At 70.0% G+C, this 18963-nt stretch carries 17 protein-coding genes; 9 read left to right on the top strand and 8 right to left on the bottom strand.

The window, feature by feature from the left end:
- The first annotated feature begins 294 nt into the window (after window positions 1-294).
- Window positions 295-1512 carry a pentapeptide repeat-containing protein gene (locus C8E96_RS14630; RefSeq protein WP_166657996.1) on the top strand — a complete coding sequence of 406 codons (1218 nt, stop codon included), beginning with the start codon at window positions 295-297 and terminating at the stop codon, window positions 1510-1512.
- Window positions 1513-1601: 89 nt separating this feature from the next.
- The gene (locus C8E96_RS14635) at window positions 1602-2300 is read left to right on the top strand and encodes a VanZ family protein (protein WP_091373549.1); all 699 of its coding nucleotides are present in this window, start codon (window positions 1602-1604) and stop codon (window positions 2298-2300) included.
- Between the two features lie 43 nt (window positions 2301-2343).
- Here C8E96_RS14635 and C8E96_RS14640 read toward each other — a convergent pair whose 3' ends face one another.
- Window positions 2344-3291, bottom strand: a complete 948-nt coding sequence (locus tag C8E96_RS14640) for a LysR family transcriptional regulator (protein ID WP_091373554.1) — start codon at window positions 3289-3291, stop codon at window positions 2344-2346.
- A 71-nt stretch (window positions 3292-3362) separates the two neighbouring features.
- Here C8E96_RS14640 and C8E96_RS14645 point away from each other — a divergent pair, with 71 nt between their 5' ends.
- Window positions 3363-4097, top strand: a complete 735-nt coding sequence (locus C8E96_RS14645; protein WP_176926751.1) for an SDR family oxidoreductase — start codon at window positions 3363-3365, stop codon at window positions 4095-4097.
- Window positions 4098-4290: 193 nt separating this feature from the next.
- The gene (locus C8E96_RS14650) at window positions 4291-4776 is read left to right on the top strand and encodes a hypothetical protein (protein WP_091373558.1); all 486 of its coding nucleotides are present in this window, start codon (window positions 4291-4293) and stop codon (window positions 4774-4776) included.
- Here the strand turns inward: C8E96_RS14650 and C8E96_RS33280 are convergent.
- Entirely contained in the window at window positions 4767-4922 is a 156-nt protein-coding gene (locus C8E96_RS33280; protein WP_166657997.1) for a hypothetical protein, read from the bottom strand. The genes C8E96_RS14650 and C8E96_RS33280 overlap by 10 nt on opposite strands.
- A 211-nt stretch (window positions 4923-5133) precedes the next feature.
- On the opposite strand from C8E96_RS33280, the gene C8E96_RS14655 reads away from it, so the two are divergent.
- The 3 genes from C8E96_RS14655 to C8E96_RS14665 all read left to right on the top strand — a co-directional run bounded on the left by C8E96_RS14655 (window position 5134) and on the right by C8E96_RS14665 (window position 7710).
- Window positions 5134-6144 (top strand): alpha/beta hydrolase, encoded by a 1011-nt coding sequence (locus C8E96_RS14655; protein ID WP_166657998.1) that lies wholly within the window; start codon window positions 5134-5136, stop codon window positions 6142-6144.
- 278 nt (window positions 6145-6422) lie between these two features.
- On the top strand, window positions 6423-7208 hold the full coding sequence (locus tag C8E96_RS14660; protein ID WP_324187088.1) for a D-Ala-D-Ala carboxypeptidase family metallohydrolase: 786 nt from the start codon (window positions 6423-6425) through the stop codon (window positions 7206-7208).
- Between the two features lie 16 nt (window positions 7209-7224).
- Window positions 7225-7710, top strand: coding sequence for a peptidoglycan-binding domain-containing protein (locus tag C8E96_RS14665; protein ID WP_228769827.1), 486 nt, complete (start codon window positions 7225-7227; stop codon window positions 7708-7710).
- 42 nt (window positions 7711-7752) lie between these two features.
- On the opposite strand, the gene C8E96_RS14670 is transcribed toward C8E96_RS14665, so the two are convergent.
- Window positions 7753-8127, bottom strand: a complete 375-nt coding sequence (locus C8E96_RS14670; RefSeq protein ID WP_091373568.1) for a helix-turn-helix domain-containing protein — start codon at window positions 8125-8127, stop codon at window positions 7753-7755.
- Window positions 8128-8245: 118 nt separating this feature from the next.
- On the opposite strand from C8E96_RS14670, the gene C8E96_RS14675 reads away from it, so the two are divergent.
- Both C8E96_RS14675 and C8E96_RS14680 read left to right on the top strand, forming a co-directional pair.
- On the top strand, window positions 8246-8794 hold the full coding sequence (locus C8E96_RS14675; protein ID WP_091373571.1) for a peptidoglycan-binding domain-containing protein: 549 nt from the start codon (window positions 8246-8248) through the stop codon (window positions 8792-8794).
- Window positions 8795-8929: 135 nt separating this feature from the next.
- Window positions 8930-11956 (top strand): AfsR/SARP family transcriptional regulator, encoded by a 3027-nt coding sequence (locus C8E96_RS14680; protein ID WP_091373574.1) that lies wholly within the window; start codon window positions 8930-8932, stop codon window positions 11954-11956.
- 27 nt (window positions 11957-11983) lie between these two features.
- On the opposite strand, the gene C8E96_RS33715 is transcribed toward C8E96_RS14680, so the two are convergent.
- From C8E96_RS33715 to C8E96_RS14705, 5 genes are all read right to left on the bottom strand, one after another.
- Entirely contained in the window at window positions 11984-13210 is a 1227-nt protein-coding gene (locus C8E96_RS33715) for a glycoside hydrolase domain-containing protein (protein WP_091373577.1), read from the bottom strand.
- The gene (locus C8E96_RS14690) at window positions 13210-14172 is read right to left on the bottom strand and encodes a penicillin-insensitive murein endopeptidase (RefSeq protein ID WP_091373580.1); all 963 of its coding nucleotides are present in this window, start codon (window positions 14170-14172) and stop codon (window positions 13210-13212) included. The genes C8E96_RS33715 and C8E96_RS14690 overlap by 1 nt, the downstream gene beginning before the upstream one ends.
- 55 nt (window positions 14173-14227) lie before the next feature.
- Entirely contained in the window at window positions 14228-14755 is a 528-nt protein-coding gene (locus C8E96_RS14695) for a response regulator transcription factor (RefSeq protein ID WP_091373583.1), read from the bottom strand.
- A complete protein-coding gene (locus C8E96_RS14700; RefSeq protein ID WP_091373586.1) occupies window positions 14755-16170 on the bottom strand; it encodes a peptidoglycan-binding protein in 1416 nt (471 codons plus the stop codon). The genes C8E96_RS14695 and C8E96_RS14700 overlap by 1 nt, the downstream gene beginning before the upstream one ends.
- A gap of 322 nt (window positions 16171-16492) precedes the next feature.
- Window positions 16493-18844 (bottom strand): S8 family serine peptidase, encoded by a 2352-nt coding sequence (locus C8E96_RS14705; RefSeq protein WP_091373589.1) that lies wholly within the window; start codon window positions 18842-18844, stop codon window positions 16493-16495.
- Window positions 18845-18963 lie beyond the last annotated feature (119 nt).

Consider the following 18963-nt stretch of genomic DNA (forward strand, 5'->3'; position numbering starts at 1 on the left):
TGACATCGGCGAGGTCGGCGATTGGGCGAGCACCATGCCCCGGTCGGCCAGAGGAGATCACGTGTCGTGGAACCGCGACCAATAACGCCAACCAACGGTGACGGGTTCAGACTGATCTGAGATCGTCTCCGCATGGCGAGTCTTCGGCGCGATACAGCGGCTCCCGCTCTGGTTGGGCTGGCGGTGCTCGGCGCCGCGGTGGCTTCGTCAGTCGGCTGGGTGGACTGGATCGCCCTGTGGCATTGGCTGCGGCCACGCGCGGGACTGGTCCTGCTGTTCGCGATCGCGGTCGGGTTGCTGGTCACCGCGCTCTTTCGCGGCCTGCGCCGCGCGCCGCGCGATCGGCAGGCCCCAGCACTGAGCTGGTGGGTGGTCGCGGGGGCAGGATTGGTGGTGGCTGGTGTCGCGTGGGGTGCGACGGCGTGGTTGTTGACTGAGGCGAACAGGGCGGTGGATCCGGCCGCTGCTCGCGTCGAGGCGATCAAGACCGGGCTCGGTATCGGGGCCGGGATCGGTGGGGTGTTCGCCCTGCTGCTGGCCGTCCGTCGTCAGTGGCATCAAGAACTCAGCGCCGCCGACGTCGCCTTGGACGCGGCGGAGAAGCGGGTCACCGAGTTGTACGCCAAGGCCGCGGACCAACTCGGGTCCGACAAGGCGCCTGTCCGCCTCGCCGGTCTCTACGCACTGGAACGGCTCGCCCAGAACAACGCCGGTCAACGGCAGACGATCGTCAACGTGCTCTGCGCATACCTGCGCATGCCCTACGACCTGCCAAGCGATACTCCCGCCCGAGATGCCGATCAAGATGGCTCCGAGGAGATCCGTGACCGGGTCCAGGAACAGCAAGTACGCCTGACCGCCCAACGGATTCTGGTCGACCATGTCCGCCCGGGCCCGCACCCCCGGCGTCCGGTCCCCACGTTCTGGCCCGATGTCGATCTGGATCTCACCGGGGCGACGCTCACCGATCTCGACCTGAGCGACTGCCGGTTGCGTGCGGCTCGGTTTGACGTCGCACGATTCACCGGCCAGACCCGCTTTGTAACCGCGGACTTCAGCTCACCCGCTCGCTTCGTCGGCGCTCGGTTCGAGGGCAGGTCTTCCTTTCACGGGGCGCACTTTTCCAGCCAAGCCTCTTTCGCACGGGCGTGGTTCGCCGACGAAGCCCGGTTCGCCTTCGCGGACTTCATCGGAGCTGACTTCGAGGGTGCCCGCTTCGACGGCCAGGCCGTGTTCGAATGGACTCGGTTCAGGGAGACTGGGGTATTCGTCGACGCGCGGTTCGGCGGTGATGTGTCGTTCTACAAGGCTCGGTTTGACCATAGTGGACGGTTCCAGCGCGCCGAGTTCGCCGCTGGAGCCACCTTCACCGATACCGAATTCGACCTCCCCGGCGAGGTGTGGGCCCACGGCGCGAAGTTCAGCCGAGGCGTGCCGGAGGTGGTGTGGTCGATGCTGCCGCCGGAGGAAACGGCCGACCAAGGTGAGTCGCCGTCGGGGAACCGCGCCTAACGGCGTGACGAACGTCGGGGATTCTGTGTGACGCGAAGGTCTCCAAAACGCATATGCCCCTGAAACCACCCTCCGTCTCTAATGGGGGCATGAATCAGAGTGTCTCCCTGTCAGCACCGACTCGCCGCACGCGCCGGATCGTGCTCGTCAGCCTGGTGATCCTTGGTCTGGCCGGGGTTGTCTTCGGCGTGCGGCGGCCGCTCATGATGTCCGCTCCGCGGTGCTTGGCCGGGCGGTGGCACGGCTGCTTCGACACGTTCAACGGCGTGTTGCTCATGACGCTGGTCGGGCTGCCGTTGGCCGCACTGGCCGTGTGGGCACTGGCGCGCCGCCGACGCGCCGCGGGCGTGACCTCGGCGTGGCGGATGTCGCTGGCCGAGGTGGGCATGGTCTACGGGACTGTGCCGCTCGTCTGGTTGACCATGATGCCGGGATCGGGGGCAGGCGTCGTCCCCGCTCGGGTGAGCCTGGTTCCGCTGCGGGACCTGCTCACGATGGGGCCGATCGGGATCGGCGGCAACCTGCTGATCTTCGCGGCGCTGGGTTTCTTCGCCCCGATCCGGTTCCCGGCGCTGCGGTCCGTGCCGCGGATTCTGGTGCTGGGGGCGGGTTTCTCGGTCATGGTCGAAACCGCGCAGTACGTGCTGCGGCTCGACCGGGTGTCCTCTGTGGATGACGTCCTGGTCAACGCCGCGGGCGCCGCGCTGGCCGCGTTGGCGTCGCGCCGCTGGTGGGGCACCACGGCAAGCGCACCACTGGAGGCTTCGGGCGTTGGACCGGCGGCCTGAACGCAAGCCGGGGAGCAGCCGTCGCCTGGGTTCTTGGCCCCGGTCAGTAGGCCAGTGCGGTCATGTAGTCGGGGTGGTGGGCGGCGACGTCGTGGGCGGCTTGGACGAAGGCGGCGACGGCCGCGGATCGCGAGGTCTCCGGCCAGGCGACCATGACCGCGCTGGGGCTGAGGCCGGTGACCGGCCGGTAGACGATGTCCGGACGCTGGTGCCGCTCGGTGGTGGAGCGTGCCAGGAACGCCACCGCCTGCCCCAGCGCGACCACCTCGAGGAGTTGCTCGACGCTGGCCACAAGCGGCCCCTCAGGAGTGTCAGCCGGTGCCAAGCCTGTGTGGCCATCGCCTGTTTCTGCGCCGTCGTTCCCGGTGTAGTAGGCGGTATTGGAGGGGGCGGCCCCCTTCCAGCGCGGGATCGGTTCACCCTTGAGGTCGGTCAGCCGCAGTCGCTTGCGTCCGGCCAGGCGGTGTCCGGCGGGGAGGACGGCCAGTCGCGGCTCGACCACGAGCGTCTCGGAATCCAGCCCTTGACCGTCGAACGGGCCGCGCAGCAGCGCTACGTCGGCACGGCCGTCCCGCAGCATGGCGATCGGCTCTCCGCTGCCGCCGACGATGACTTCGGGCGGCGGCAGTTGCGAGCCCATTCCCCGGTAGGCGGCGAGGATCTCCCGCAGCAGCCCGGCATCGCCTCCCGGTTTGACCGCCACGATGAGCTGGGGTGTCGGCTGACCGGCCCGGCGTGCCCGCCGGGCCGCCGCGTGCACCATGTCGACCGCGATCCGGGCCTGGTCGAGCAGCACCTGACCGGCGTTGGTCAGCCTCACCTGCCGGGTGGTGCGCTCCAGCAGTCGTACCCCGAGCCGGGACTCCAGCTGAGCGATCGCCTTCGACAGCGGGGGCTGCGCCATTCCCAGGCGTTGCGCGGCCCGGCTGAAATTCAGTTCCTCGGCGACCGCGATGAAGTACCTCAGCTCCCGCACCTCCAGCTCACTCATATCTGTGGACTATAGATCCAGAGTCTTCTGGTCTTTCCCCGCTGCCCATGGGTGAGGGGAGGCTGGGTGCCATGACGACTTCGCAGAAGACTGCTCTGGTCACCGGCGCGAACAAGGGCATCGGCAAGGAAACGGCGCGCAGGCTCGCAGCCCTCGGCATCACCGTGCTGATCGGCGCCCGCGACGCCGAGCGTGGCGAGGCGGCGACCGAGGAGCTTCGCGCCGACGGCGCCGACGTACGGTTCATACCGCTGGACGTCACCGACGAGGACTCGGTCCAGGCCGCCGCCAAGCACATCGACGCCACGTTCGGCTGCCTCGACATCCTCGTCAACAACGCCGCGATCGCCGCCGGACCGCAGAACCCGAGTGAAACCCCAGCCGCTACCGTCCGGCAGGTCTACGAGACCAACGTGGTCGGCGTTATCGCGGTGACCCACGCCATGCTCCCCCTGCTCCGCCGCTCCACCGCCGCACGCATCGTCAACATGTCCAGCGAACTCGGCTCCCTCACCCACCTGGCCGACCCGGGCAGCCCGTGGTCCGCCTACTCCTCGATCCTCCTCCCTTACTGCACCTCGAAGAGCGCGCTGAACGCGATCACCGTGCTCTACGCCAATGAACTGCGCGCCGAAGGGATCCTGGTCAACGCGGTGAGTCCCGGCTACTGCGCGACCGACCTCAACCGCCACACCGGGATACGCACGGCAGAGGAGGGCGCGGCGGTGGCGGTTGGCCTGGCGACTGTGGGCGAGGACGGCCCGACTGGGGCCTTTCTGGCCGAGGACGGGCCGATTCCCTGGTGACGCGCCGTCTCCGCCCGGGTCGCCGGTGGTCGGATGCTGAGCGGGATCGGTGGCGCCTGTGGTGCGGATCACCGCGCTTCGGGGATCCTGCGTGGTCGCGCGCGCATCGCATCTCAGAAGGTTGACGCCTGAGCACGTAGGAGCCAGGCGAAACGATTTTGTTTCGATTCATGATGACATCGGAGGAAGTTCAGTGAGACTGCGTTTCGCACGCTCCACCGCAGCACTCGGCCTTGCCGGGTGCGCGTTGCTCGGCATTGCCGGACCCGCGGGCGCCGCGTCGGCGCCGCAGGGATTCAACATCAGCACCTCGTCCGGTGGTACCTACGCGGGGTGGGCCAATGCCTACGGCAACGTGGTGTTCCACGGCACGATGACCTTCGAGGTGACCGCGACCGTCGCCGACAAGTGTCCGGCTGACGGCGCGGGCGCGTACGTGCGGGTCGAGTCGATCTGGACGGACGGGAGCGTGCACGTCGGCAACTCCTTCGTGGGCGACGCCAGCGGCTGCTCGGACGGGATCACGGCTACGGGCCGGACGTACCCGACCGAGCCGATGAAGGTGAAGTCGGTGCGCGTCACCGTCCGGGAGTGCGACAAGGTCGGCACCTCCTTGAACTGCTCGGAGAACTCGGCCGACATCGCGCGCAGCACGTGGAAGGACAACCCTTACACCTGATCGCTGTGTGCACGGCCGGCCGGATCAACCGGCCGGCCGGGGTCGGTGATGGTGACGGGTCCCAGCCGAACCTGCGGCTTGATGTACGTCGCGTCGTACGCGTTCAGGTCCTTGCCGATCGAGGCCGTCGGCAGCAGGCAGGTCACCCCTCTGAGGGAAACCCGGCGCAGGAGTCGTTTGGCATGGCCGGGTTCGGCCTGCGGCGCGAGACTTCCGCCGTGACCGAGAATCCTTCTCCTGAGCAGGCCGTCGATCCGGAGCAGGCGTCCGCGGTCGACGAGACGTGATCGCCACGGAGTCGATTCCGGAGATCCTGATCCTGGTTCCGGCATCATCAGCAACAGCGGCCTGAACCTGTTGCTGCTCGGCCTGATCGGGCTGGGCCTGGCGTTCGTGGCCTACCGGGCGGAGGCCAGGCGGGTCGGCACGGTGACCGGCGTGATCGCGCTGGTGGCCACGGTGGCGATCTGTTTCCCGCTGGTGGCGTCCTGGCGCGCGGCCGACCACTACGGGACGGATCTCTCGGTCGGCGACTACCTCGAGGGCGGCTCGAACGAGGGCAAGCCGGTCGAGGCGTTGAGCGTGGTCTACAACGAGGTGGACGGGCAGCAGCTCAAGCTCGACGCGAAGGTGCCGCCGGGAACCCCGGCCAGACCGCGTCCGGCCGTGGTCTGGGTGCACGGCGGTGGCTGGAACGTCGGCGATCGCGGCGAGGTGCCGTTGTGGCACAAGTGGCTCAACGACAAGGGATACGCGGTCTTCGCGATCGACTACCGGCTGGCCCCGCCGACCCGGTGGGACCAGGCGCCCGCGGACGTGAAGTGCGCGATCGGCTGGGTGAAGTCGCAGGCGCAGCGGTACCAGGTCGATCCGAACCGGGTGATGATCGCCGGTGGCTCGGCAGGCGGGAACCTCACGTTGATGGGCGCCTACTCCGACGAGCGGGTGAAGCCGAGCTGCGAGGTCCAGGACACCTCGGTGAAGGCCGCCATGGCCTTCTACCCGGCGGTCAGCCTGAACATCACCTGGGACCAGAGCGGCTTCCAGTCCAAGGTGCGGCCGTGGATCCGCAACTACACGGGCGGAACCCCGCAGGAGGTCCCGCAGCACTACACGTTTGCCTCCGCCGACACGTATGTGCGGCCCGGTCTCCCGCCCACGCTGTTGATGCACGGCGACCGTGACCACATCGCGCCCTATGCCGGGTCGGTGATGCTGGCCGACAAGCTCCGGCAGGCCGGGGTGAAGCACGAGCTGGTCACCATCCCCTACGCGGAGCACATCTTCGACTTCGCGTGGAACACCTGGGGCACGCAGATATGCCGTCAGGCGATGGAGCGGTTCCTCATGGAGAACTTCCCGGTCTGAGGTTGCGTCGCAAGATCCCCGTGGGGCCACCGGGTCGCGGTCGGGCTCAGCCGCCCTGTGTCTGGCCGGCGTGGTGCTGATCGCACCTTCTCATCGGTCCATAAGGGATTCCGCCTGTCCCAATTCCGGGCCGTTGTGACTGGTCACGAGCCTGTTCTCGTCCCGCCGTCCCGACCTTGCGTCCGCTCATTGCCGGTGGCTGGGCGCGCCGCCGAGGCTGGTGCCTGTCCGACTCCGAGTCCACCTCCGGACTGAGTCGCAAGCCAGGGGAGGAATCCTTGTCCAACTCAGCCAGCCCGAAGTCCATGCGGGTCACCCGTGTCCTCACGGCGTTCGCCATCGTTCTGGGCGGGATCATGACGGGAAGTGTGGTGACGGCGGGACCGGCCGCCGCCGCGGATGCGTGCACCGGGTGGTACCGGGAGATGCGTGTGGGTATGAGCGGCGCGGACGTCACCGCGCTGCAGATCCGCGTGGCCGGGTGGACCGGGTCCACCGAGGTGCTCAGCGTCGACGGCAACTTCGGCTCCCGCACCGAGAACGCGGTCAAGAACTTCCAGGCCGCCTACGGTTTGTCGGCCGACGGCCAGGCCGGGCCGATGACGCAGGCCAAGCTGCTGTCCCTGCAGGACTCCGACTGCACGCCGATCCATTTCAGCTACTCCGAGATGGACAACGACTGCCACTCGGACTTCACCGGCGGCAAGGTGAGCCGCACGGCGGCGATGGGGTACGCGAACCGGGTCATGTGGAAGCTCGAAGCGTTGCGGCACAAGCTCGGCGACCGGCCGCTCGACATCAACTCCGGGTTCCGCGACATCGCGTGCAACTCGGCCGCGGGCGGTGCGAGCGACAGCATGCACCTCTACGGCGCCGGGGCCGATCTGAGCCAGGGTGCTGGCGACAAGGCGGCGCTGTGCGCCATCCTGGTCAAGGCCAAGTCTTCCGGCTTCAGCTCCGTGCAGGGACCGGGATACGCGGGCCACAACGACCATGTCCACGTGGACATCCGCATGGATGTCAGCAGCAGCCGCGGCACGTTCTTCCCGTCGACGTCCTGCTGACGGGCGGCCCGCCATGATGAGGAGGACGTTCGTCAAAGCGGCGGTCGCGCTCGCGGCGACAGTGGGGCTGATAGTCGGGACCGCGGGTACCGCGCTTGCCAACGATCCCGACAACTGGAGCAGCAACCGGATGCTGTGCCAGTGGTCGAAGTGCGTGAAGGACAGCTACCTCACCATGTTCTGGCAGTCCATCCTGTGGGCCGACAACGTCGGCGGGGTCGACGTCGGCACGATCGACGGGCAGTTCGGCCCCAACACCCACACCCGCACGCAGCGGTGGCAGACCAGGCACGGCTTGCAGGCCGACGGCGAGGTCGGTCCGAACACCTGGGGCAAGGCGGAGAACAACGGGCGCTGGGTGTACGCCGGTATGCAGGGGAGCAACAAACTCTACGAATACCGGGGCCTCGCCCGCACGGTCCGGTCGAAGATCCTCGACGGTGGGCTCTGGCTCTTCGAGAACCCGAAGGACAAGGTCTGGTACGGGCTCAACAGCACGTGATCGGCCTGGGCACTCCCGAACCGGTCGGGAGTGCCCAGGTTGCTACGAGCGACGCGTCCACCCGATCGGGTCGGAGACGATGCCGACCAGGACGGTGGTGGCCAGGGCCGCGGCGAGCCAGCTGAACCGCTTGCGGCGCGGCGGGACCGGTGCCCGGACCACGGTCTCGACCGCGGAGTTCGACCGCTCCCAGAGTCGGTACAGCTTGCTCAGCTCCTCCTGGCTCGCCGAACACGCCAGGGCGATCTGCTCGGCGGTGCCGAAGACCGCCGGGAAGCAGACGCCGCCGCAGTAGCGGTGGACCGTCGACTTCCCCATGTTCGTGGCCCGGCCCAGCTGCTCGTAGGTCCGGCCGCTGCGCTGCTTGAGCCAGGTCAGGTATTGCGCGAACTCGTGTCTGCGCTGCGCGTTCGTCATGTTCGACCCCCAGTGAGCGAGTGACGGAGCCGAGCGTGGCAGCGCGCACTGAAAACCAACTGAAACCGCCCCGTAATGGCTGTTCAGGGCACACCCCTCGAAGCGAAGGAGAACTGTTGTGCTGCGGAAAGTGCTGCGGAGAGTAAGGAACGTCGGCATCGCGATCACGGCCGCGGTGGCCGTCATGGCGGGTACCGCGGGGACGGCGTCGGCCACCGAGCTGAATCCCCGGACCTGGGTCGAGAACCCGGAGATCTGCCGGTGGAGTTCCTGCTACAACGACCCTGACCTGATCCGCTTCTGGCAGTCGATCCTGTGGGCGGACAACCTCGGTGGCGGCATCACCGCCGCCACCGTCGACGGCCAGTTCGGCTCCAACACCGAGACCCGCACCAAGCGGTGGCAGTCGGATTCCTGGCACCTGGACTACAACGGCAACCGGCTGACCGCGGATGGCGAGGTCGGCCCCCGAACCTGGTATGCCGCCCAGTACGTGGAGACCGGCGACGGGATCAAGCAGGCGTGGTGCGTCTACGACACGGCGGCACGGGTCGACAGGTGCACGTACTCGGGCCGCGGTACCGGACGCGAGTTCACGTGGCGCGTCTACGACGACGGCACGTGGTTCTTCACCGCCCCGAACGGCTACACGTACCAGCTGGTCTGACTTCTTTCACCCAGGGCGCATGCTCGGTCGCGACGCGTCACTCGCTGATATGGCCGAACGCGAATGTGTCTCGTCCGAAGGTCGGGTCGGTTAGGTTCTCCGCACGGCACGCTGTGCTGCCGGCGTGGAGGGCACATGGGGGCTGTGGAATACCGGCTGCTCGGACCGGTCGAAGTGGTGGCGGACAGCGGGACCGTGGCGATCGGCGGGAACAAGCCGAAGGCCCTGCTGGCCACGCTGCTGCTCGAGCACGGCCGGGTGGTGTCGGTCGAGCGGCTGGTCGAGGTGCTCTGGCCGCGCGAGGTGCCGCCGACCGCGCGGGCCGGGATCCAGACCTACGTCAAGTCGCTGCGGCGGGCGCTGGCCGAGCACGGCGCGGTCGATGTGATCCACACCCGGCCACCCGGCTATCTCATCCGGGTGCCCGCCGACGCGCTCGACGTGACCGTGTTCGTCCGTCAGGTCACCGCCGCCCGGTCGGCCGACCCGGCGGCGGCCGGGGATCTCCTGCGCGGTGCGCTCGCGCTGTGGCGTGGGCAGGCGCTGGAAGGCATCGACGCGCTGTCGGGGGAGGTCGCGCGACTCGACGAGCTGTGGCTGACCGCCACGGCCGACCGGATCGGGTTCGACCTGGAGCTGGGCAGGCACGACGAGCTCGTCCCCGAGCTGGCGGGGCTGCTCACCCGGTTCCCCGCCCACGAACGGCTCCGCGGCTTCCACATGATCGCCCTGCACCGCTGCGGTCGACAGGCGGAGGCGCTGGCTTCGTTCGAGACGGCGCGCGCGGTGCTCGACGAGGAACTCGGCGTACGGCCCGGGCCCGAGCTCAGCGCCGTCCACGTGGCGATCCTGCGCGGGGCGGCGACGCCACGCGCGGCCAGGGTGCCGAGACAGGTTCCGTTGGTGCCGCCGGACTTCACCGGCCGCGACCAGGAGATCGAGACCCTGGTCGACCGGCTGCTGCCCGGCCGGGACCGGGTGGCCCACCCGATCGAGGTGATCACCGGACCCGGGGGCGGCGGAAAGTCGACGCTGGCCGCGCGGGTCGCCGGGATCGTCGGGCCGCGCTTCCGCGACGGGCAGCTCTACGCCGAGCTGCGCGGCGTCAGCGACAGCCCGGCCCACCCCGGCGAAGTGCTCGGCCGGTTCCTGCGGGCGCTCGGGGTGCCCGCCGACCAGATTCCGCAGTCCACCGCCGAACGCAGTGAGGTCTACCGGGAGCTGCTGGTCGACCGGCGGGTGCTGGTGCTGCTCGACGGTGCCCGCGACGAGCGGCAGATCACGCCACTGCTGCCCGGCGGCTCCGGGTGCGCGGTCATGGTGACCAGCCGGGAGAGCATGACCGGGCTCGCCGGGGCGAACCGGCTCGACCTGGACGTGCTCGACGCGGCCGCGGGCCGCGGACTGCTCGGCCGCATCGTCGGCGACCGCCGGGTGGCGGCGGAACCCGACGCCGCCGACCGGATCGTCGAGCGCTGCGGCGGGCTGCCGCTCGCGCTGCGGGTGGCCGGGGCCCGGTTGGCGTCGCGGCAGCGGTGGCCGCTGGCCGTGCTGGCCGACCGGCTCGCCGACGAACGCCGCCGCCTCGACGAACTGAGCACCGCCGACCTCGCCGTGCGCACCAGCGTCGAGTTCAGCTACCTCGCGCTGCCGCCGCTGGGCCGGGCCGCGCTGCGCCGCCTGGGGTTCCTCGGTGTGCCCGAGTTCGGCTCGTGGGTGGTGGCCTGGCTGCTCGGCATCCCCGAGTCCGCCGCGGACGACATCGTCGAGCACCTGGTCGACACCCATCTCGCCGAGTTCACCAGGGTCGACGAGCTGGGTTGCCTGCGGTACCGGCTGCACGACCTCGTCCGCATCTACGCCCACGAGGCCGCCGAACGCGAGGAGTCGGCCGCCGACCTGGTCGACGCGGTCAGCCGGGTCCTCGGCTCCTGGCTGTCCATATTGGACAAGATGGCGGGCGACTCGCCGCCGGACGAGATCCAGTGGCGGCTGCCCGCCGTCGCCACGCCGCCGGTCTCGCCCGCGATGATCGACCTGGCGATGGCCACACCGCAGAGCTGGTTCGAGATCGAGCAGCCCGCCGTGGTCGTCGGCGTCGAGCGCGCCGCGGGCCTCGGCCTGCACGCGCTGGTGTGCGGCTTCGCCGCGGTGAAGCTCGGCCCGTCGTTCCTCGGCGTCAACCGGTTCGAGTCGCGGGAGCGGATCAACGCCGCCGCCATGGCCGCCGCGCGCCAGAGCGGCGACCGCCGCGGCGAGGCGATGATGCTCACCGAACTGGCGCACGTGCGCTACCTCCAGGACCGCTACATCGAGGCTCGAGAGGGCAACGCCACCGCCCTGCGCATGTTCGGCGACCTCGGTGACCGGCACGGTCAGGCGGTCGCGCTGGCGGGGTTGGGCGCGGCCTGCCGCGAGTCCGGCAGGCTGGCGGAGGGACTGTGCCACCTCGACCGCGCCGCCGACCTGCTGCGCGAACTCGGCGAGGACGCCGGGGTGGCCTACACCGCGCGGATGGCCGGGTCGGTTCGGCTGGAGCTGGGCGAGTTCGATCAGGCGGGCGCCGACCTGGCGGAGGCGCTGGCCGCCTACCGACAGGTGGGGAGCACTCGTGGCGAGGCGCTGACACTGCGCACGATCAGCCTGCGGCTGCGCGCGCTCGGCGAGTACCCGCCCGCGATCGAGGCGGCCAGGCGGGCGGTCGAGCTGTTCCAAACGCTGGGGGACCGGCTGATGTGGGCGTACTCGGTGCGGGCCAAGGCGAAAGCCGAACTGCGGCTGGGTGTGCGCGCCTCGGTGCGCGCCGAGCTCGACTGGGCGCTCGGGGTGTGCGAGGCGCTCGCCGACCGGTGGGGTCAGGCCGTCACGCTGCGCACGATCGGGGAACTCCACCTCGCCGACGGCCACCTCGCCGACGCCGAGCGCGCGCTCACCGCCGCGATGGCGATCTGGTCCGATATGGACGTTCCGCTGTGGCGGGCACGGACCGAACGCGACTTCGCGGCGCTGTACCGCGCCCGGGGTGACAGCGCGCGCGCCGATTCCGTGCTCGCCGACGCCATGGCCACCTTCGCCGCCTACGGCGCACGCGAGGCCCGGGAGCCCGCCGATGACCCGGCGGTCCGCCGGGTCATCGGCCCCGAGTCCGGGGTTCCCGTCTAGCACGGTGGTCACTGCCCTAACCGCCGCTCACTGGCCTCCTTGCAGGGCGGTCCAGGTCTGGAGTCCGGCGTTGCCGTCCACCGGGAGTCCGCGAGTGGTCTGGTAGTCCCGGACCGCCTGCTCCGTCCGCGCTCCGTACTGGCCGTCGACGCCGATCGACCGGCCGAGCGCGGCCGTCAGCGCGCGTTGCAGCCGCCGGACCTCCTGCCCGGTGGCGCCCGGCCGCAGCCTGGGCTGCCACCCGGCCGACAACAGGGCGGTCCACGTGCGCCGACCGACCTCACCGTCAGCGGTCAGACCGTGGGCGCTCTGGAATGCCTTCACCGCCGTCTCGGTGCCTGCCCCGAAGTCGCCGTCGACCGCCCCGGGCTCGCGGCCGTCGTCGCGCAACAGGTACTGGAGCGCGGCGACTTCCGGGTTGTTCGCACCGCGGTTGAGCGTCGGGTAGGCGGCGAAGTCGCGGTTGACCGGTGGTCGGATGTCGACCTGGTTGGCGTCGATGAAGATCCGCACCCCGCCGTGGGTTTCGGCGAAATCGCCCGCGTACTGGTGGATCCGCTGGTGGTTGGACCAGTACGCGCTCGGGAAGTACGACCCGGCGTTGGTGTCGGCCACGCCGTTCCACCAGGCGAAGTCGATGTGGTCGGGTCGGGCGTAGGTGCTCGACCGGTACACGTTCGCCAGGTCGCGGATACCGGAAGCGGCGCTGGAGTACACGCCCGACAGGTAGTCGGCCTCGTGGACCCGCTCGGTCCAGCCGGTGAGGTAGCTCAGCACCGCCGCACGGCACTGCGCGTTGGCGCTGTCGTAGTGCTCCATGTCGTTGTAGAGCGCGCTGCCCGCGCCGATCCCCAGTGCCGCCGCACGGGTCAGCGCGTCGGACCCGTCCTGGCGGCCCTGGTCGCGGGCGGTCACCGGGTCGTAGGCCATCCTCAGCGACTGGGTGGTGCTGCACGGCGCCTGCCTGCCCACGTAGAGCGGCAGCAGATGCCAGCCGCGCGCGGTCTGCTCGCCGACCCACGCGGCGGTCAGGTTGGCCTGGGTCTTGCAGCCGCGCCCGTCACCGCCGAAGTAGATCCCGATCGACCGGTACGGCGACGCAGACCAGGCCTGCATCGTCGCCGACGACGGGGTCTCGCAGGTGTCGAACGCCTTGCCCGCGAAGGTGCCCGGATGCGGTGCGGCGGTGGCGATGGCCGTCAGCGTGATCGTGAATACGGCCGTCAGCGCGGCCAGTGTCGTCGCCCGGCGCATCAGCAGTCGTACTTCGAGTCGGGGTGCACGACCTCGCAGTAGCGCACGTGCAGGTGGTCGTCGTGGTTCGGGTACTGCTCGGTCAGGCCCTCGCCGATCAGCACCGGGTCGTTGAAGTAGACGGTCTTGACCCGGCCGGTCGCGCGCAGCGCCTGGGCGAGCTGCCGGGTGGCGGACCGGTCGTACAGCGCGGAGAACCGGTCGACCTGGCCCACGCACTGCGCCCGGTCGGTGCGCATCGGGTGCAGGTCGGCGTCGAGGCCGGTCTCGTGGCTGGCGTGGTCGGCGATCTCGCCGCCGTGCTCCAGGCTGATGTCGCGCACCGCGACCGGCCCGAGCCCCGCCGCCAGCACCTGGGCCCCGGCCGCGGTCAGCCATCCGATGGTGGACCCGGTGCCCCAGTGGGCGTTGTGGCCGTTGACGCTGGAGGCGAACTGGCAGGTCTGCGGCACGTCCGGGCGGTCGATCTGCTGGTAGTGCCAGATCAGGTTGCGCCAGGTGATCGGCCCGACCTCGCCGTTGGCCTCGATGCCCGCGTGCTGCTGGAAGCTCACCACCGCGGCCCGGGTCGCCGGGCCGAAGCCGCCGTCGACCGACAGGCCCGCGTTCCGCTTGAGGTTGAGCTGGTGTTGCAGCGCCTTGACGGCGGGGTTGTTGTCGCCCGCGTTGAGGGTCACCGCCAGCGCGGTCCAGGTGTTGGGTCCGACGTTGCCGTCGGCGCTGAGGCCCATGGCCGACTGGAACGAGCGGACGGCGGCGTCCGTGCCGCCGCCGAAGTCGCCGTCGACGGACACCGGGCGTCCGGAGTGCACGAGCAGGTATTGGATGGCGGTCACGTCGGCGCCTTTGTCACCCTTGCTCTGGGTCGGCCAGAACGCCTGTGGGAACGCGTGCGCGGGGGTGGTGGCCAGTATCGCGAACGCGACTCCGATGGTGGCCGCCACGGTGAAAAGTCGTTTCATCAATCCCCTCCTTGGGTATCGCAAGAAGGTTATTTCGGCCCCTGTCGCGAATTCACTAGTCCACCGACCAGGTTCGGCCGCCGATTCGGGCGACCAAATGGGTCCGATCGCGGCAGTCGAATTTGCGCAGGATATTCGAGACGTGGAATTTCACCGCGCTGACGCTGACCACCATCAGGCGGGCGATCTCGGCGTTGTCCAACCCGTCCGCGAGCAGGTCGAGCACGGCCCGCTCGCGTGGGGTCAGGCCCGCGGGCACCGCGGCGGCGGGCACCAGCCCGAGCAGGGCGCCGGTCAGCCGCGGCGATATCCAGCCGCCATGGCGGAACACCTGCCGCGCCGCCTGCCCGAAGTGCTCGTCCGGGTCGTCGGCCAGCACCAGGCCGATCGCGCCCGCCCGCACGGCCGGGCAGACCGCGCCCGGCCCGTCGAGCACGGCCACCGTCCCCGCGGTCGGGGTGTCGGTGAACACCACCGTCGCCGCCCGGCCGAGCCTGACGGTCGCGATCCCGGCGAGCGCCGCGCCGATGCGGTCGCGCACCTCGGCCCGGCGCAGGTCGAGTGCGACCTGGATGGCCGCCATCAGCAGTCGTAGGCGGGATCCGGGTGCACGACCGCGCAGTACCGGACCGCGACCGCGTCGTCGGGACCGGCCGTGACCAGCCCTTCCGCGATGAGCACCGGGTCGCTGAAGTACACCGCCTTGACCCGCCCGGTCGCCCGCGCCGCGGCGATCAGCTCACGAGTCGCGGCTTGGTCGTAGAGCGGGGAGAACCGGTCGACCGGGCCCCCGCACTGACCCCGGTCGGTGCGCATCAGGGCCAGCCGGGCGTCCATGCCCCAGCCGCCGTCGTGCTCGGCGCCCAGGTCGCGCACGGCGAGCCCGGCCACGCGGCTCGCCGCCGCGGTGAGTTGGCCGACCGCGGCGGCCGTGCCCCAGCGCCCGCCCGCGACACAGACGCCCGTGCCGAGCGGCTGGTGGTGCGAGATCAGGTGGCGCCAGGTGATGGGCCCGGCGATGCCATTGGATTCGATTCCGGCATGCTGCTGGAAAGCGACGACGGCCGCTTTCGTCAGGCCGCCGAAATCGCCGTCGACGACGAGACCGGCGCCGCGTTTGACGTTGAGCTGGAATTGCAGTGCTTTCACCGCGCTGCTGTTGTCCCCTTGTTGCAGGCTTGGTGCCAAAGCCGCCCAGGTATTCGGTCCGACGTTACCGTCGGCGCCCAGTCCCCGGGCGGTCTGGAAATCGCGCACGGCGGTGTCGGTGCTCGCGCCGAATTCGCCGTCGACCGGGACCGTGCGGCCGGAACTGGCCAGCAGGTGCTGGATCGCGGTGACGTCGGCGCCACGATCGCCCTTGGTCTGCGTCGGCCAGAACGCCTTGGTCGGGGTGGTGTACCCGACGATCGACGGGCTGGTCAGCGGGTATGACTTGGCCAGCACCCGGTCACTCGCGTTGCCCTCGATCGTCGACACCGCGGTGGAGTCGGCGGACCGGACGATGCCGACATGGTCGATGTCGTACCCGCCGCCCGCGAAGCTCCCCACGGTCGAGTCGAAACCGTCGGCGGCCCAGTCGAACACGATCGCGTCGCCCGGCCGCGGCTGGTAGCCGGACCCACGGGGGTGCCAGGTGCCCTGCCTGCGGCCGTACTCGTAGAACGAGTGCGCCCACCCGTTGAGGTTGCCCGCCCGGTCCGGCTGCATGGCCTCCGGGTCCTTGGCGACCCGCCACACGTACTTGACGAAGTCGGCGCACCAGCTCCCGGCCCGCCATCCATTGCCACACCCCGCCATGTGCGGCCGAGTCTGGGCGACGTAGAACGTGCAGTCGCTGCCGAGCGGCTCCTCGTGGTTGCGCTCGGCGTTGTTCAACTCGCCCTCCGCGATCGCGACGATTCCCGCCGCCGCGGCCTGGGCGGGTGGCGCCGCCAGCGCCCCGAGCGCGCACACCATGACCACCATCGACACCGTGATCCGCCGTATCAGGCCCATGGCCCTCCCCTTCCACGTGAGCTGGAAGGAGCATCGCCGGGTCCACTGAAACTTCCCTGAAAGGCAGGTGCCGGTCGGGCCGGACAGACGAAACAGGCGCACTCCTCGACGAATGCACCCGCGGGCTCAAGGCCGGGCGGTAGTGCAGTCGGTGGGTGCGCCGAGAATCGCGAGCGCCTCGTAGCGAGATAACCCTTGTGGCGCAGGAACTCGCCCGGGACCTACCGCGGACGCGACAGTGCGCTGGGAGCCGAGTCGCCGCTCGTGGTTACGCCGCCGCCCGGCCGCGTGGAACGCGGCCGGGCGGCGGTCAAAGGGGTGTTTACGGCGTGTAGCTGCCGGTCAGCGTGGTGCCCGAGAACGCCGAGTACCCGTAGACCAGCACGTAGTACGTGCCGGGGGTTATCGACGAGATGGTGCAGGTCTCGGCGGTGGTGGCGCTCTCCGACTTGCAGGTGTACGCGCTGGTGGTCGGCTTCGAGGCGGACCGCACGTACAGGTCGGCGTCGCCCGTGCCGCTTGTCGTGGTGAACTTCAGGTTGGTGGCGCCCGCGGGCACCTCCAGCTTGAAGTACGCCGACGAGCCTTGTGCCCCGGACAGCGGGCCCTGACCCACACCGTTGGTGAGTGTCGCGGTGGTGTCGGTCTGGTAGCTGCCGGTCAGGCTCACGCCGGAGAAGGCGCTGTAGCCGGAGATCAGCACGTGGTAGGTGCCAGCGCCGGCGGTGGTGATCGCGCAGGTCTCGGCGGTCGCCGACCCCTCGGACTTGCAGTCGTGGGACGTAGTGGTCGGCGCGGTGCCGAGCTTCGCGTACAGGTCGGGGTCACCGGTGCCGCCCGTGGTCACGAACTTCAGGTTCGTCACCCCGGCCGGGACGGTCATGGTGAACCGCAGCGCCGCGCCCTTCGCGCCGGACAGGCCGGTGACGGGGACGCCGTTCTGCAGGCCGCTCGGCGTGGTGGTGCCGACCGTCCAGGAGAAGGTGACCGACTTCGACACGTTGGTGGTGTCCTTGACGGTCACGGTGACCGACGAGGTGGCCGCCGTGGTCGGGGTGCCGCTGATCAGACCCGTCGACGAGTTGATCGTCAGGCCGGCCGGAAGACCGGTGGCCGAGTAGGTCAGGGTCTGGTTCGGGTCGGAGTCGCTCGCCTGGATCTGCAGCGAGGCCGCGGTGCCGACCGTGCTGGTCTGGTTGCCCGGGTTGGTCACGGTGACCGTGTTGCCCGGAGTGCCGGTGTTGACGGCCTCGAAGGCGTCGACGCGGCCCTCACCGAAGAACGCGTTGTTCGCCGTGGTGCCGGTGCAGCGGCTGTCGGACGGGCAGGCCAGGTCGTCGGCCTGGGCGTACAGCTTGGCGCGCAGCTGCGCCGGGGTGTCGTTCGGGTGGACGCTGGCCAGCAGCGCGGCGACACCGGCGACGTGCGGCGAGGCCATCGACGTGCCGTCGTTGCTGATGTACCCGCCACCCGGGACGGTCGAGTAGACGCCCGAGCCGGGGGCCGCGAGCTGGATCTTGTTCAGGCCGAAGTTGGAGAACGACGACTTCGCGTTCGACGAGGTGGTCGACGAGGTGGCGACGACGCCGGGCAGTTCGGCGGGCAGGTCGAGGCAGTCGTTGGTGACGGTGCGGGTGGTGGCGGTCGAGTCGTTCGGGCTGGTGGTGTCGGTCGACTTCGCGGCGAGGTTGTAGTTCGCGTTGCCCGCGGCGGCGACGTTGAGCACGCCCTTGCCCTCGGCGTAGGCGACGGCGCGCTTGACGCCTTCAAGGATCGCGGCCTGGTCGAGGTTGCTCGGGCAGTTGAACATCCACGGGTCGACGTAGTAGCTGTTGTTCGTCACGTCGAAGCCCTGGTCACCCGCGAAGATGAACGAGCAGATGGTGTTCTCGGGGAAGAACAGCGACGTGGTCGGCTCGGCGACGCGCACCGAGGCGATCTTCACGCCCGGCGCGACACCGACCATGCCCTTGCCGTTCTTGCCGGCGGCGATGGTGCCCGCGACGTGGGTGCCGTGGGTGTGCACCTCGCGCCACGCGCCCGGGCGGGTGTCGAGCTTGCCGTAGGCGCAGGACGCGGACTTCGACGCGACGAAGTTGTCCTTGAGGTCGTAGTGCAGGTCGTCGACACCGGTGTCGAGGACGCCGACGACGACGTCGGGCGAGCCCTGGTTGACCGCCCACGCCTTGTCCGCGCCGATGATCGTCATGTCGTAGCGCGACGTCTCACTGGCGGTGGGGATGGTCTGCGCCGGTGCCGACGGGATCGTCGGGTTGTCGGCCGCGGCGGGCACATCGCTGGTGCGGGTGGCGCCGACCTTCTGCACGCCGGTCACGCCGCGCAGGTCGGCGGCGAAGGTGGCGGAGGTCGAGTGCGCGACCAGGGTGCCGATCGCGTCGTAGGCGGCGTAGACGGTGCCGCCCTTGGTGGCCACGGCCGACTTGATCGCCGAGACGGTGGTCGCGGGCGCCGCCGGGTCGAACAGGACCAGGTAGGCGCGCTTGCCGGCGGCGGCGGCGACCGAGGTGGCCGAGCCGAAGGGCTGTTCGAAGGTGGCGCTCGCGGAAACGGACGTCTCGCCGGAGGGCGCGGCGAACGCGGTGGGCACCGCGACGACGCCCGCGCCGACAGCGAGCGCGACCACCGCGTGCCGGGCACGCAGGGACAGAGCCATGAAAGACCTCCGGAAAACCTATGCGGGGGGAGACGCAGGGTCGTGTTGTGACCGAGTCCACTAAGGAAACGTCCGATGACGACGATTTGCGAGGTCACAAACTGCCCATAAAATTGTCC

Origin of the sequence: Actinokineospora alba, from assembly GCF_004362515.1 — a bacterium.
GTDB lineage: Bacteria > Actinomycetota > Actinomycetes > Mycobacteriales > Pseudonocardiaceae > Actinokineospora > Actinokineospora alba.